At 36.0% G+C, this 15,531-nt stretch carries 12 protein-coding genes; 2 read left to right on the top strand and 10 right to left on the bottom strand.

Annotated elements, in window-relative coordinates:
• Positions 1–411 precede the first annotated feature (411 nt).
• On the top strand, positions 412–1,533 hold the full coding sequence (locus ACTBZY_RS24595; protein ID WP_463049037.1) for a hypothetical protein: 1,122 nt from the start codon (positions 412–414) through the stop codon (positions 1,531–1,533).
• On the opposite strand, the gene ACTBZY_RS24590 is transcribed toward ACTBZY_RS24595, so the two are convergent.
• From ACTBZY_RS24590 to ACTBZY_RS24560, 7 genes are all read right to left on the bottom strand, one after another.
• On the bottom strand, positions 1,486–2,409 hold the full coding sequence (locus ACTBZY_RS24590) for a glycosyltransferase (protein ID WP_463049036.1): 924 nt from the start codon (positions 2,407–2,409) through the stop codon (positions 1,486–1,488). The two genes, ACTBZY_RS24595 and ACTBZY_RS24590, sit on opposite strands and share 48 nt — an antisense overlap.
• Positions 2,410–2,417: 8 nt before the next feature.
• Positions 2,418–3,938 (bottom strand): tail fiber domain-containing protein, encoded by a 1,521-nt coding sequence (locus tag ACTBZY_RS24585; protein ID WP_463049035.1) that lies wholly within the window; start codon positions 3,936–3,938, stop codon positions 2,418–2,420.
• Between the two features lie 39 nt (positions 3,939–3,977).
• Positions 3,978–7,778 (bottom strand): hypothetical protein, encoded by a 3,801-nt coding sequence (locus ACTBZY_RS24580; protein ID WP_463049034.1) that lies wholly within the window; start codon positions 7,776–7,778, stop codon positions 3,978–3,980.
• 4 nt (positions 7,779–7,782) lie between these two features.
• Complete coding sequence (locus tag ACTBZY_RS24575) at positions 7,783–8,805, bottom strand: hypothetical protein (RefSeq protein WP_463049033.1); 1,023 nt, start codon at positions 8,803–8,805, stop codon at positions 7,783–7,785.
• Positions 8,806–8,811: 6 nt separating this feature from the next.
• Positions 8,812–9,174: a LytTR family transcriptional regulator DNA-binding domain-containing protein gene (locus ACTBZY_RS24570; protein ID WP_463049032.1), complete on the bottom strand. Its 363-nt coding sequence runs from the start codon at positions 9,172–9,174 to the stop codon at positions 8,812–8,814.
• Positions 9,175–9,185: 11 nt separating this feature from the next.
• On the bottom strand, positions 9,186–10,442 hold the full coding sequence (locus ACTBZY_RS24565; RefSeq protein ID WP_463049031.1) for a hypothetical protein: 1,257 nt from the start codon (positions 10,440–10,442) through the stop codon (positions 9,186–9,188).
• Between the two features lie 170 nt (positions 10,443–10,612).
• Positions 10,613–11,104: a thermonuclease family protein gene (locus ACTBZY_RS24560; protein ID WP_225604085.1), complete on the bottom strand. Its 492-nt coding sequence runs from the start codon at positions 11,102–11,104 to the stop codon at positions 10,613–10,615.
• A 92-nt stretch (positions 11,105–11,196) separates the two neighbouring features.
• On the opposite strand from ACTBZY_RS24560, the gene ACTBZY_RS24555 reads away from it, so the two are divergent.
• Positions 11,197–12,000 carry a hypothetical protein gene (locus ACTBZY_RS24555; protein ID WP_225604084.1) on the top strand — a complete coding sequence of 268 codons (804 nt, stop codon included), beginning with the start codon at positions 11,197–11,199 and terminating at the stop codon, positions 11,998–12,000.
• Between the two features lie 156 nt (positions 12,001–12,156).
• Here ACTBZY_RS24555 and ACTBZY_RS24550 read toward each other — a convergent pair whose 3' ends face one another.
• From ACTBZY_RS24550 to ACTBZY_RS24540, 3 genes are all read right to left on the bottom strand, one after another.
• Positions 12,157–12,591 carry a DUF6943 family protein gene (locus tag ACTBZY_RS24550; RefSeq protein ID WP_225604083.1) on the bottom strand — a complete coding sequence of 145 codons (435 nt, stop codon included), beginning with the start codon at positions 12,589–12,591 and terminating at the stop codon, positions 12,157–12,159.
• Positions 12,592–14,119: 1,528 nt separating this feature from the next.
• Positions 14,120–15,172: an ArsO family NAD(P)H-dependent flavin-containing monooxygenase gene (locus ACTBZY_RS24545; RefSeq protein WP_225604082.1), complete on the bottom strand. Its 1,053-nt coding sequence runs from the start codon at positions 15,170–15,172 to the stop codon at positions 14,120–14,122.
• 9 nt (positions 15,173–15,181) lie between these two features.
• Positions 15,182–15,523 (bottom strand): heavy-metal-associated domain-containing protein, encoded by a 342-nt coding sequence (locus ACTBZY_RS24540; RefSeq protein WP_320230589.1) that lies wholly within the window; start codon positions 15,521–15,523, stop codon positions 15,182–15,184.
• Positions 15,524–15,531 lie beyond the last annotated feature (8 nt).

Below are 15,531 nucleotides of genomic sequence, written 5' to 3'. Positions count from 1 at the left end.
TCATCCACCTCTTTATGTATTCTGGTTAAATTTCAGATATCGAGCTTTCTTTTTATAGAGCTATACTTAGGCTACTGGCCGTAGCCACTGGTTTTGCATTGTCCTTACTCATCTTGTGATAAATGAATACCCTCATCTATGACCGTACCATGCTTGCTTAATCTTACACGGGAAGCTCTATTATAGGCTAGAAAATCTGATAGCCGAATGGCATTGAAGACCTCAAAATTCTGGTCATCTGCGGAATTTCTCAGCCCAATTGGAGGATACTACTTCACCCTTATTTCCTCAAAGGAATAAAAAAACTTCAACCACGCTTTTATGGTAACTTTAGTTAAGAGTCCTGCTAAAATTAAGATATAACAATGGAGGAATTAGCTTAAATTTAATCCAAAATAGCCTTAGTCATTCATGGTATCCAAACAGATATTCATTAGCTTCTTTGTTTTACTTTCCATTGTCGTTTTTTTTCTTCCTGCCCAGCATGATTACGCCTTATATCTAGAGCAATGGAATCATATTCTTAAAGGAAACGACCCATGGATAGGGACCCTAAACGCTTACGGTCCTGTATATAACTTTTTCGCTTGGACTGTCTTCATTCATCCAAAGCTACCCGCATTTTTATTTTTGTTTGTTTATGCTCTTGGTATTTGGACTCATACAAATGAACTTAAAGACATCAAGACATTTGTTTTCGCAGTCTTTAATCCCTTATTTATAGTTTTTGGTATTATTTATGCTTCCAACGAGCTTTTCTTGGCGGGCTGCATTTTGCTCTTTTCTTTTCATTTGAAAAACAAGAATTGGCTACTAGCTGGTCTTTTTTTAGGAATAGCTTTTAGCTTCAAATTCTCGGTTATTTTCCTAGTTCCGCTTTTACTTTTACAAGAGCGGAAATGGATTTCAAAGTCGTTAATAAGCTTTGGAACCAGCACCTTATTTTTCTATGCCATGGCGTATTTATTATGGGGCGATACCTTCATCATTCCTTTTCAGTTTGGAGCAGAACGGGCTTCTCGTCTACTTTCTATATTCAGGTTTATTAGAGGTGAGCACCAACCGCTTTCTTCTTTGGGTATTAGTAATCTTGACCAATACAACACCGTCATTATGGGCTTAGGTTATCTATCTCTTCTGTATATGATATTTAGATTAAAAATCAACAACGTATATTTTCAAACTTGCCTTATTTTAACTTTTATCTTTAGTATTTATAAGGTTGGAAATCATCAGTATTTCTTGTCTGTATTTCCCATATTAGGTATATTAATTTCACAGTATAAAGAAAATGTTTCCTCCTACTTTGTCAAAAGCAGCTGGCTTTTATTGGCATGGTATGGCGTTGCGGCTTTGATTTATCATTTCACCAGAGAAGATGGCGTTTGGGGATATAGCGGTTCGTATTTTGTCATTAGAGAGTGGATAGGCCTACCCACTTTTTTAATCCAAACTGTCTTTTTAATTGCCTTAATTAAAGAGGCTTTAAGCCACAATATTCCATCCAGTGAGCGTTCGGATTTCTCTTTTTAAATTATACCATATAGTACCACCAAAATAGTACGACATTTCGTCTAAAATCTCCTTATTGGCCATTGGTAATAAATCAAAAACCACTGGATTTTCTTCCAAAATTACATGCTCTAGAATATCAGTACCATGCTTTTCGTTTACCGCAAAATCATCAAATCCTACATGATTAGCCTTCCCTATTTTAGGAGCTAAACTGTAGGCTCCGTTTTTGAAATGTGTATAGTTCCAGAAATCACTCCAGACATCCATAACACCACTCCTACGCATTCTCGCCATATGTACCCAGTCATTTCCACACTCCTGAACAAATTTTTTACGCAAGTATCTGTTGTTTTTCATTAACTCGTAATAATCTGTTTCCCAGTCCACCTTCAGCCATCTGTCTTTCCAGCTAGCCCAGCCCCAAGAGCAGCTTCTAGGCATCAGAAAGGTGTCATTACTGTAATTTTCAGGTATCCTAAACGGATATTTATATCCAGTAACAGAAAATATCTTTGGGTTTTTTTCATACAATCTCAAACCCATATTACAGTATGCCAAGAAATCTTTCGAACACATAATGTCATCTTCCATCACAATAACCTTATCGAACTTCTCAAAGGTCTTATTTATAGCGTATTTCATAGAAGCTGCTAAACCTTTATTATTGGGGGATGGGTGGACTTCGATCCTTTTAAACCCCTTTATGGTTTTAATATAATTCCTCACCTTCAAAATGTCTGCAATCTCTTTTTGGTTTTTAGGTCCATCGCTAAAGATTAACAGTTCACTTTCTGTAGAAAGAATATTTGCCTTAAGGCAAGCCACTGTTTTCTTTAATAAGTCTAGTCTCCTGTAAGTCAATAATACAATGGGGGCAAGTTTTGTGTTTGACATATTTTTGATTATTTCTGTATATTTTTGGTTGTGTTGGATGTAGACTGAAAATTACTGAGTTGTTGTTTTAAAGATTCTATCTGCCCTTGTTGCTCTTTTAATGCTTCTGTTAACAGAGCTACTATTTCTTGATATCGTACCCCTTTTAATCCTTCATCATTCTCAAAAACCACTTCTGGCACGATCTCTTCTACCTCCTGTGCAATAAAGCCTATCCTTGGTTGAGCTGGATTTTCTTTGAAATTATACATTTTACCGCTTAAGGCTAGAACCTTTTGTAGTGAATTTTCCAGTGGTTTAATGTTTTGTTTTAAACTAATATCGGAAAGGTTAACGGTTGTTCTTTTAATTGTGCCATCATTCTCTATCGTCACAAAAACGTTATTATTATTATCTGCCACTACAGACCTAAATCTGGCAGAGCCGTTTACGTCGAGTTTTTGTGTAGGCTGTGAGGTATTAATTCCTACATTGCTGTTTTTATAGACCACGAGTGCATTGGATCTGTTCAAATCATCTACTCCATTTCCTATCACAAAAATGGGGTCGTTTGAGGAATAAGAGTTTGATTGCACCGGTTTCCCACTATTATTTAAAACTAGAGAATCGTTATAAAGCCCCACCACCATGCTACCGTAACTATTGTTTACTAAGCCAAAACCAGAACTGACCGAAAACTTGCCGTTAGTTCTATTAAAACTCCCTATTGCAATTGATTTATCATTAGAAGTTCTATTGCCTGCCCCAAGGGCTATCGAGTTCTCCCCTTTTGGGGAGTTGCCCACACCAATACCTATGGCTTGAAATCCTTCGGAAGCATTATTGAAACCAATGGACATTGACCTTTCAAATTTTGAATTGTTGGCTAAACCAAAATTGTAAGAATCCACTCCTGAATTTTCGTTATCATTTCCAAAAGAAAAAGAACGAGAGGCACTCACAGTATTATTAAACCCAAAAGCAAACTCCAAGTCACTTTTACCTTGATTGGACTTTCCAATTAGATAATTATTTGTCGATTGAACATTATTGCTTTGACCAATTGCAATGGAGTTAGTGCCTGTATTACTAATTGAATTACTACTTCCTATGGCGTATGAAACATTTCCCAATGCAGTGTTGCTCAAACCAAAAGCCAATGACTGATTTCCAGCTGCATTATTATTAAATCCACCAGAAAAGCTCTGATTTCCAGTAGCGAGATTTTGAAACCCAATAGAACCAGCAGCTAATCCTGTAACCTTAAGATCTAAACCAATTGCAAAACTATAGGGACTTATGTTAGCATTATTCCATTCCGTACTGCTTACCGATCCCACTCTCAGTGCACTTCTATCTGGAATCCACATAAACCTAGTTCCTTGACCAGAGTCAGGTAAAGTCAATGTACTTGGGACGTTGAAATTATAAAAAGATCCTCTGTTTGCATAAATTCCTTTGCCATCTCCTGCTGGCTCTAGTAATATGCTTTGTGCTGTGTTTTTCAATGAAAAGACCAATAAGAAAAGGATTAATAGATGCTGTTTCATGTGGTTTGAATTAGTTTATAAGTTTTTTCTAAAAGCTATTTAGTATTGATTCTCACAACCTTCTATTTTGGCTTCAAAAATATTCTGACTAGTGGCCATTATTTTAAAACCAGGATTAAGTTCTATTCCTCCTTCTGAGGTATAGCTTGCAGGACTAATTACTGATCTTTTGCTTTCCAATAATTTATAAGCAAATTGTTTTGTTGGTAAATTATTCAACACACTTCCTTCAACTCCCGAAAGCGTTAAAGTATCTGCAAAACGTTTAAATTGCACCTCTGAGATTCTTGAGAAACAGTCTTCGCCCAATAACTTATATTTAAAACGAGTATCAAGTCCATCTAAAAGGGTCGTTTTGAAATATCTTTTTGTCTGACCATTCGTCCATAAAAAATCAGTTGCATAGGAGTTACGTTGATTGGTAGAAGATATAATATAATTATTTACAAGAGGCGATTTGGCCCTAATAAACAGCGTAGAATTTTTACAAAATGGGGTAGTTTCAGCTCTATATTTAGCCTTAATTAATCTTAAAACAACGGGGTATTTTTGATCTAGGCCACTGATGTCTGTATAGTTTATTGTACAATTTGAGCTTCTTGTAACATTAGAAATTGTCAATACGTCTCCTTCTTCGGTTTCAAGTACGGGAAAGGCTTCATCTTCTCCACAGCTTCCCATTATAAAGTCTGTAACAATACTTCCATCTTGACGAAGCTCTATTAACCATGTATCTTGATGAAACTGTTCTGATGCCGCCGTATGTGTAAACCCAGGCTTTTGCCTTTCAAAACTTGGCGTTATTGTCTTCGTATTTCCAAAAAACACCAGATTGTTTTCTATAGTTGTGTTTACCGCTACTAGGCTTTCGTTTTTATTTCCACCAAGTGTTTTGTCCCAAATCTTTATACCGTTGGCATCAGTTTTTATTATCCAAAAATCATTTTCTCCTCTGTTTGTTTGACCTTTATTTGAGCTAATACTTGAGTTTGAATTTCCTGAAAACACCAATTCACCAGAACTCAACAGTATTGCTTTGACGGCTTCTTCATTATCATTTCCACCAAAAACTTTTTGATTTTGTATCACGCCACTTGCATCAATCCATACCGCCCAATAGTCATTACTCGAATTAATGTTGGCAATACTCTTATTCCCACTAATGCCTGAATTCGAAGTTCCAAAAAGCAGAAAAAGGTTTTCATTTATTTTGGTAATGGACGCCAGTCTATCACCTCCCGTTCCACCAAATGAATAGTCAGCAAGTTTGTTTCCATTGGCGTCAATTTTTACCACCCAATAGTCATCTGCTCCAAAACTTGCGGTGCTTTTGTTTCCATTATTACCCGAACTTGAGGTTCCTGCTAAGAGCATTTGCCCATTGTTTAATAGTGCAGCATCAACAATGTTTTCTGAAGCCGTTCCTCCATATTTTTTGTCAAATATTTGAGTACTGCTGTGGTAATTATATTTAACAATCCAGAAGTCATTTTGGCCAAATCCTGCTTGACTTACATTTCCAGAAATAGGAGAATTACTACTTCCATAAAGTAGATAAGTATGGGGTGAAGTCTCTAAATAACCACCCAACTGCTCATTTCCAGAACCGCCTAAAAATGTATAAGAACCTGAACCACTAACAGCCGTATGTAGTCTAATAAAAAAATCATTTTCACCATTAGATGAATTATTGGCTTCAAAGATTACCCCCGTTTTGGTTCCGAAAGTCAAACTTCCACCTCCAAAAAGGGGTTTATAGCCAACAACTTGAGCTCCATTATAGGTATTTATGAAATCGTTTTTTTGCAAACTGTGATACTCATTTTGAAAAGGAAGCAATGCATAGTCTACTTTGGATGCGTTGCCGTCATATCCTGAACCCAGTACATTTAGTACGTTGCTTTTGCTACCGAGACAGCTTCCTTGACATGTAGCAAAAATGGCTGTATTTAACTCTGTAACGTATTTTACAGATGCACCAGTTTGATTAATAGACCAAAGTGTAGGACCCGAGCAACCACTTGCTAACAAGTTAAGTGTATCTCCACCACAATAAGTAACAGCCAGATTTTCAATAGCACTTATAACCGGCACTTCATTTGACGCTCCAGCATACGAAACGGCCAGTGAATTTGAAGGAGTATCTACACAGGCACCAAAGGTTCCTTTGGCTAAATAATTGCCCGGAGCGTTTGCTAAATTTAATGTCGATAATGACTCCTCTGGTAGCAAAGTGTTGTTTTTAAACCACTTATAAGTTATGGCTTCTGGAAAGTTTTTGGTTGAATTTAATGTTCCTAAACTTCCTTCACATAGGGTTAATATGTTTGTTGCTGTTTGCGGGCCAATATTAAGTTCAAGATTTCTATTAGTTATGGTAAGCGGATCTGAATCGAAAGACTGGCAGCTATTTGGGAAAATTGAGAAGTTCATTCTTAATTTAAACACCCCGGGTAAATTGGTGTTTTGAAATAATTGTCCAGAATTAGCCACTAAAGTTGTCTCATCTCTAAACCACGAAAGCAATGCAGGTATACCAATAGGCAAGTTTGAGTTTGCCGAATCAATTGAAATAACCAAAGACTCATTGCATAGCATTTCTGGTTTATTTGCTTTCAGTCTAATAAAAGTACCTTCTAAAATATTTGCTTGTACAGTTGGAGATGGAATATTTAAACATCCAGTAGTACTTCTTTCAACCCTGTATTTGCCAGAAGAAACCGCAAAAATGGATGAGTTGGTTGTTGGCAATTGTGTATTGTTTAAAAACCATTTCAGTGAACCACCCAGTTCTGGATTAGAGAGCTGAGCTACGAGTTGAATTGAATCAGAACAAGAGATAAGACCATTAGGAGCAGATATACTCACTCCTGGGCAGTTTTTGAATCCCTTAATTCCAACTATGCTCCATTTACCATTCGCATCTTGGGCTCTCACGGTTAATTGGTGGTCCCCAATTGTAACACCACCTGAAATACTGAAAACTTGATTGCCTAAATTTACTGTTGTACCACCTGAAACAGGGACGCTCGTAGCCAAGCCAAACCCTGGGTCAGCATCTACAAAATACTCGAGTTTTACTATGTTTTGTAGCGTTGGTAATTCATCTGTTTTGTAAAAGCTTTGAGTATAGACCACACTCCAGCGACCAATAGCATCTTTAGCTCTGACATAAAATTTATGGAAACCTAGAGGAAGATTTTGGGGTAAAGGAATTAATAGGCCTTTAGTGATATTCTGACCTGAGCTAATACCAATGGAATTAGCCAATCCAAACCCAGGATCGGTATCTACAAAATACTCCAATTTTACTATGTTTTGAACCGTTGGAAGTTCATCTGTTTTGTAAAAACTTTGAGAATAAACCACACTCCAGCGACCAATAGCATCTTTAGCTCTGACATGAAATTTATGGAAACCTAGTGGGATATTTTGAGGTAAAGGAATTAATAGGCCTTTAGTGATATTCTGACCTGAGCTAATGCCAATGGAATTAGCCAGTCCAAAGCCGGGGTCGGAATCTATAAAATACTCTAGTTTTACTATATTTTGTACAGTTGTTGGTTGGTTTGATTTAAAGAAATCTTGACTTTGAACCATGCTCCATACCCCATTTGCATTTTTAGCACGAATATTAAACTTATGAAATCCATTTACTAAACTGTTATCCAAAGGAATATCTAAGTTGGCTGTCACTGAACTTCCTGTGGTAATGGGAACAGTGATTCCACTTCCAAAACCTGGATCTGTATCAAAGAAATACTCTACTCGCTGAATAGATTGACCCATGACGCTGCCTAACCATCCTGAAAACAGAACCGTTATCAATATCTTTTTCATGGCTTTAGTTGTTAGATTGAATCGTGATACTTCCAGTTAGTCCAGATGATGTGGAACCCGTTGTACTTAAAAAGAAATTAGTAATTATTGGTATAGGTGGTTGACCTGAAAGACGATAAGGCGAAGAACCTCCAAATGGTCCCATATCGGTACCATTAATCCCAGAACCAATCGCCGGCGAACCTGCTTTTAATCTATAATCTTTATCCAATTGTCCATTTCCAGTTAATGGATTGGCAACCACGAAAATATCAGACATATTTACATTTTCAATGTTATTGTTAATACCCGGCGTTGGAAACGAATTGCCTATTTTTATACAATTGGCAAATGTATTGTTGCTCCCATTGACTGTACCATTAATTATACAATTGGTAAATGTTCCATTGGTAATACTATTTATATCATCGATAAAACAGTGATTCACGACTAATCCTGTCAGGTTGGATATACCATCTCCCAAAATACTGTTTTCGATAAGGTTGTTTTGTCCAGATCCTTGAATAGCACCAAAAGCAGGTCCAAAATCTTTAGTAAAACAATTTTTGAAGATATTGTTGGATGAATTTAAATTTACACTTGCTCCTATAATCATTGTACATCGTTCAAATAACACATTTCCGCATTCAACAATTATTAAGGTTTGAAATGAAAGTCCTATCAATACAGAATTTTCTGCTCCTGATTTTATTTTTAATATAGCTCCAACATTTGTTTCAGATCCAGCCACTTTTGACTCAAAGGAATTTTGCGGTAAAGGAGAAATCAATCCGGCATTTGAACCAACAGAATACCCATTTCCGATAATAGTGAGGCGTTTTGAAATTCCATCCAAAAACTGATAATTGGATGCTGATGGTTCAATGTATATGGTATCTCCAGGTGAGGCATCTGTTTGTGCTGAAGCAAAGGTTATATAAACTAAGCCAGCCACGGGTATCACCCCAGAATTATTATTAACCCTACGAACAGTGGCATTAGCCATAATGATTGGAAATACTAAAATGATTGTTAATAAATGTTTCATAATGTTTTAGTTTAATGCGTTTTCAAGATTTATTTTCTTCCTTCTGGATATTGGGCAGCTCAGGTTATTTCTGAGTGCTATATTCTTCTCGTCAAAAGTTTTGATGTATTTCAAGTTTATAATGTGAGAGCGATGTACTCTAACCATTTCTTTTATGCCTAAAAAGCGTTCTTGTAGTTTCTGGATATTGGTGCTGACTATTATTCTTTGACCATTTCGTAGATGTATATACGAGTAACTAATCTCAGCTACGATCATCACTATTTCTGAAGGTTCAAGATGGGTTCTGGATCCCACATGAATGATTGGCATTCGTTTACAGAGATTTATTTCTGCTATTTCTTGATTAGTTTTTCTTAATGTATTCATAGCTGTAAATTTTAATAACTTATGGAGTATTGAAAGTTTATTCCCCTCAAGGCAAGATTAGAATCTTGCCACTCACCCGCGGTTATTTGAACCAGGATATAATAGTAATTGGTCTTGTTGTTCACAGTGTGCGATATGGCCTTTGAGTATTCTTTGACAGCAGCGTTATTTCCGGTGCTTTGGACTCCATCCACCACAGCTTGAGAGAGCGGAGAGCCTGCTTGCGGTACTCTTAATAAAATTGCTTCTAAATTATTATCAGAATTGTCAATAGCAGACATAGTCATGGTTTGTAGCACGGCATCATCGGGAAACTCTACAGGAAGTATCATTTGTCCCGATGTGTTTTTAGTGCCTACACTAAAATAAGCCAAACAAGCGGTAGCCATATAGATAAAATTAGCATCTGGTGTCGTTCCTATTTTACGGGCAGCAGCAGCAGAGATATTGTAATTTTTAGAGTAGGTAGTCGTTGCAGACGGGATACTTCCAACTAACACATTTCCGTCTGCATCAACATTCAGTGGACGAATGCCAGAGCCACTTAAATTTGTCAATTGAAGACCACTTGTAATCGACGCGGCTCCATTAACTTCCAATTTTTTTGTCAAAGTTGTTGTAGTACCAATCCCTACATTTCCTAGAGAGTCAACAATCATTCGGTTCGTATTGGCAAATGTTCTGAAAACAAGTGACTTTGAAGAAGTATAGATAATACCACCACTAGCCGAACCTTTATCCGGCCTCCCGAAAAGTATGCCAGACTCGTTGTTATTTGGAACCCCAAAGCCGAGATACATATTCGTGTTGCTCTCTAAAAAAGCCTGACTGTTTCCATTGGGCGTTACGCCTGAGGAGCCTTTTCTGACTTGCCACATTTTAGAAGGGTTTATAATGCCTATTCCCACATTTCCATTTTTAAGTATGGTCATAGCATTCGAGCGTTCTTCTTTAGACTTCCCATTGCCAACTATAAAAATCGGATCAGCTAAAGTAAAAGCATTTGGTATGCTGGTAGGTATAGTATTAAACATTCCAACTGCTGAGGTGCCAAAACCCTGCAGTTCTAATCCCCATCCCATTCCGTACATGTATTGTCCGGCACTTGAGTTATTGGTTTCCCCTATTAAAATGGTATTACTGTTACCATCCGCAATGTTATTATTAAACCCACCTCTTGCAGAGTTGGTACCTACTACTTGCCAGTTTCCAATATTGGATGGGATATTTTGCCACGTTGCATTACCCAAAGCGTCTGAGGTCAACACTTTGCCTATTGATGCCCCTTTGGTTAACTGAAGCGTATCAGTGATTAATGTACTTTCCGATGCAAAAAGTAAAGTAGTACTGTATATCAGTTAGTTATGGTTATTGGGCAACAAATAGGCAACAATAAACTATAAATAAGAGATAATAAAAGCAAGTAAATGTAGGGAGATTAGAACGAATTGATAAGCGAATATAAACCTTTTTTCTTTGTTTTAGCCCTCAAATTAAGTGCTTGGTACTTTGGTAACTCTTCGCAGAATACATTGTTGTATGGCTTTGCATAACCTCTTCTGACCATTATTTCATTAAGCGTTTTGCCATTTGGCAAAATTATATAAGCTAATGTTCTTCCAAAAGCATCTGTAAGATTTGATTGTTCTTGAATTATAGTAACGCTTGTTTGTGGTTTGGCTTTTTTTAGTAAAAACTTCATTGACTTGTAACCCAGTTCAATTAAATATGTGCCTGAGATATTCACTTCTCTTTCATCTTGCTTTAATTTTCTGCATAGTTTAATCTCTGGAGCATCAATACCTAATAGCCTAACTTCTTCTTCATCATTTGTGAAAATATTTTTTACGATTAGTCCGTCTCCATCCAAAACTTTAACCACTTCATAGTGTGTTCTTATCCTTGTTTGTTTATTAGCACTTGTTTGCATTTGTTTACGTTTATTAACGAATTGATATTCAATATGTTAGGTTTATCTTTGTAATAGTAAGAATTATTATTAACATTTAAAAATTTAAAGAAATGGCAAGACAGAAAGGTCCCCTAAAATATGTCGGTACTCTTGGAGATATTAGACATTTTAAAATTAAAGGAAATGAAGGTTATTTTGCAGGTTTGACTGGTGGTCCAACTGCTGAACAAATTGCAACTGATCCCGCATTCCAAAGAACTCGTGAAAATATGAACGAATTTGGTGGTTGTGCTATGGCAGGTAAATCCGTTAGAGTTGGATTAGCAAGTCTAATGAAAAATATGGCAGATAGTCAAGTGACTGGAAGATTGACTGCTATAATGAAGAAAATCAATTTAGAAGATGGTTCAGAAGCCAGAGGTAAACGAGCTGTGTTGATTTCGACAGTGCCAAACTATTTGAAAGGATTTGACTTTAACAGATTCACTTCTTTCAATGGTGCTTTTAATGCTCCGTTCACAATTACTCCTGCTGGTTCTCGTGATAGTTCAACTTTGGATGTTCCCGCATTCAATCCGTTGAATTACTTAAACATACCAGCCGGTGCAACTCATTTTAGAATTATCAATGCTATTTCAGTATTGTCTGATTATGAGTTTAACACTACTACAAAGGTTTATGAGCCTAAAGAAGCAAGTTTGAACGAATTAAAAGATGTTCAGTATTCTGCCTATTTACCTGTTGATTCAGTTACTGCATTAATTTCATTGGTTGCTACATTACCAGGTTCTCCAACTATGACAACTGATGTAAGTGTTTTAAACTCTATCGGTATTGAGTTTTATCAAGAAGTAGGTTCAAACTACTATGTGTTTGCACAAGGTAACGCCTTAAAGATTTCCGAAATATTCTAAGATGCCATTTTAGAGATTTATGGAATTAGAAGAAAGCCTGCTCATTTGAGTAGGCTTTTCTTTTTGGCACTTTGTAGGGTTTGCATTTTTTTATTAAGACGGTGCAATCTTATTGGGCTAAAATATGCCTTATACAGTACTCAAATATGAGTAGCCCTAGGAATACCTCTTTTTAGAAATATAGCGATAGAAAACCGCCCTACGTGCATCATCAATTAGTTTTAGGTTGAGTTTATAAACCTTTTCTTGTTCTTCTAAAAGTTGTAAGGCTTTGACTGACTTTTTGAAAATAGAAATATCATTATTTGCCTGTTCAAATCCGTTCAAAATGCCTTGTTTAAGGTCATTTTTTGTGATGAACGGAATAACTGAACCTTTTAAATAGTAATGAAAGGATTTTGCACGCCATAGCCCAAAACATAGCCAATATAACTGCTCTTTAGCTTCCTCTGTGGGTGCTATCAAAATAAAGCAATTCGGGCAAGGTTGTTTAAGTGGCTTTCCGCTGTTCATCCCTTTGTTCAAAATGTAGAAATGTGGCTTTTCAGTTTCGGCTGCTGGTCTGTAAGTTTTGAGAGTGAATTTTGTCATTTTCCGAGAATTTTAGTTGGCTTCCGAAATCCCCTTCACAAAATTTTTTGACAAAGAAAAAAACGAAAAAAAAAGAAAGCCATCTCATCAGGTGGTGGAGATTGGACAAGCAAGTTTTTTGGGAAAAATACTACCCGATAGGGTGGAGATTTTTTTCAAAACCCGTAGGGCTTGAACTTGAAGGGCCAATTGTAACCACCTACATTTGCTATCTTTTTTATTCTTTTGGCATAACATTTTTTACTTACTCTCTTATTTGTAAAATGCTTATTTGGTTGTTCAATTCCTTTGGGGAAATATGACCAGAAAAAAAATAAACTATACCTATTCTAAAAGCGTGGGCTGGTGTGTGGCAAGTGTAGCGATTGAAAGAAACGGAACTAAATGCGGTGGGATGGAATGAAGTAATACTGTATGCATTGCAGGGTTGCAGACTTTGCAAACTTTACAATTTACTGCAAAGTTGTTGTGCGGTGGGCTTGCATACGGATTGCGTAATGGAATAGTGTGTCGCTTAGTGGAGTGTAGAGAATGAGCTACTCTTGCTTGCATTATTAGGTGTTAGTGGGTATATGCAATGAAAGAATGTAGGCACGAAATGAGAGAATGAAATGTACCTACTATAAACCGACATTAACTCATAGTTTATTTTTTTTCTGACCGCTGAAAAGGGTGGTTGGGGAATTGTGGTCTTTCGGTTGGTGAAGTAGGTTTAAAGCGTTGGCAATGAGCGGATACTTAACATAATGTTATTATAGGACATAGGCTTTAGCCCGTAATGCAATGAAGCCCTTGTGGTATGTACTATAATGCCACATTATGTTAATGTAGCTTTGGGTTGTTATTTTCTGGCACAAGTTGCACAGAGCGGTACTTTGGAGTGCATACGCCTTTTTGCTTTTGTGTGGTGGCATAGCTCTTTACTACCGAAGGAACGAGGATATTAATGGGCTATAATTAGCGTTGGATTGCAAAAAGTGTGATAGAAAATAACAACTGTAGCGTTGGAAGAGCGGAAGCCTATAAAAAGACAGAGGAGTTATGAGGCACGAATAACGTTGGATTTTTATAGGCTGGGGAAAGAAACCTACGGAACCAACCGTTATTAAAGTCGTGCCTGTGGCACACCTTATTATTTATCCGTAATAAAAACCAAAGATTATTTTTACCGAAGTCAGGTAGTTTATCACCTTCAAAATGAGGAAATATTTGAGCTACCTTTTCAAGGTATTTTATGGCTACTGGTAAGTTTTGTTGCTTTACGGATTTCCAATACATTCTGCTGAATTAACATATTTGGCTAATGAGTTTACTTACATTATTGGTATTATCATTTGACTTTATTAACTAACAAATGTTATTACCTATATACTTTTGAAAATTGAAATGTCATTAACTATACACAAAGATAATAAATGTTAGGCAAATTAAATAAAGGACTACTCTTCCTGAGTGTTGCAGGAAGTGGGTGATTGTAGTAAGTAAGGTACGAGCGAACGAAAAGAACCTACTGGAAGCAAATGGGGAGTTATGACAATGAATTAATTATTTCTTTTGCTGTAATTTTTGCAGTTTTACCAACGCCATAAATGGTTGCTGAAGCAAAACCTGTCCAATTACCATAACCCACTAGCCATAAATTTGACTCTTTAACTGCTCGCGTATTTTTTGTTATTACTTTATCATTTTCAATAATATTTAATTTTTTTAAATGGTTCAAATAAGGTCTAAAACCAGTACACCATATAATGGCATCAAAAGCTTCTTTTTTTCCATCTTGCCAAATTACACCGTTTTTATAAAATGAGGAAAATGGACGATGATCTTTAAATACGTTACGTGCTAATCCATCTTTCACACTTTCAACTTGTACAATATCACTCAAAGAAACTTGTAAAGTATTTGAAGTATTCTTTTTCTTAAGATACTTTTCATTAGCTTGATTAAACAAGTAACGACCGTCAATTTCTTCTGGTAGAAACGTAGGTTTATCTAGTGTTACCCACTTTGTATAAGCTACTTTAGAAACTTCTGCTAAAATTTGAGCACCAGAATTACCCCCACCAACAACAACTACTCTTTTGTTTCTGAAAGGTGAACTATTTTTATAAGCACTAGAGTGTATTTGCATACCTAAAAATTCATCAATTTTAGGATATATAGGAATAAAAGGTGAACGAGCTGTACCTGTAGCACTTACAACAGTTTTACTAATAAATACTCCTTGATTGGTTTTTAATTTAAATAATTCTCCTTCTTTAACAACTTCTTCAACAAATGTACTTCGTTGTATTGGGAAATTATATCGTTTTTCGTAATTGGACAAATAACTCAAATATTCTTCCTTTGTAGGATATTCTTGTTTAGTTGTAGGCATTTGCCAACCAGAAAGTGAGCTATATTGAGAAGGTGAAAATAATTTTAAACTATCCCAAGTATGTAACCAAGAACCACCGGAATTACCTTCTGCATCTAGAATTAAATAATTTAGTTTACTTCTTTTTAAAAAATAAGCAACGGACAAGCCTGCCTGCCCGCCACCTATTATTATACAATCAAATATTTTATTAGGTATTGCCATAATAAGCCCTTACTTAATTTCTTTAATTACTTTATAAGGGGTTTTGTTAATGGCTTCTTTTACTTCTTTATCGGTAGATTTTGTACTATCGTACCAAACGGTTATTTGACCTTTTTTAGTGTTAGAAACAGCTTTAATAAAACCTTTAACGTTTTTCTTTAATGAATATTCTACAATTCCTGTACAACAAGATTGGGTGAATTTTTCTAATTGATACGTTTTTTTAACAGTATCAGAGATAACAATGTTTCCTTCAATTTTCTGATGAATATTTGTATCGTTATTATGGGTAAAAGCTAAAATATTTGTAGCAAATACTAGTGTTAATATAAGAGATGTTATTGATTTCATAATTATTA

It is taken from the genome of Arcticibacterium sp. (genome assembly GCF_055134445.1).
Note: the sequence above shows the minus strand (reverse complement) of the source record. Positions and strands in the feature narration are given on the sequence as shown.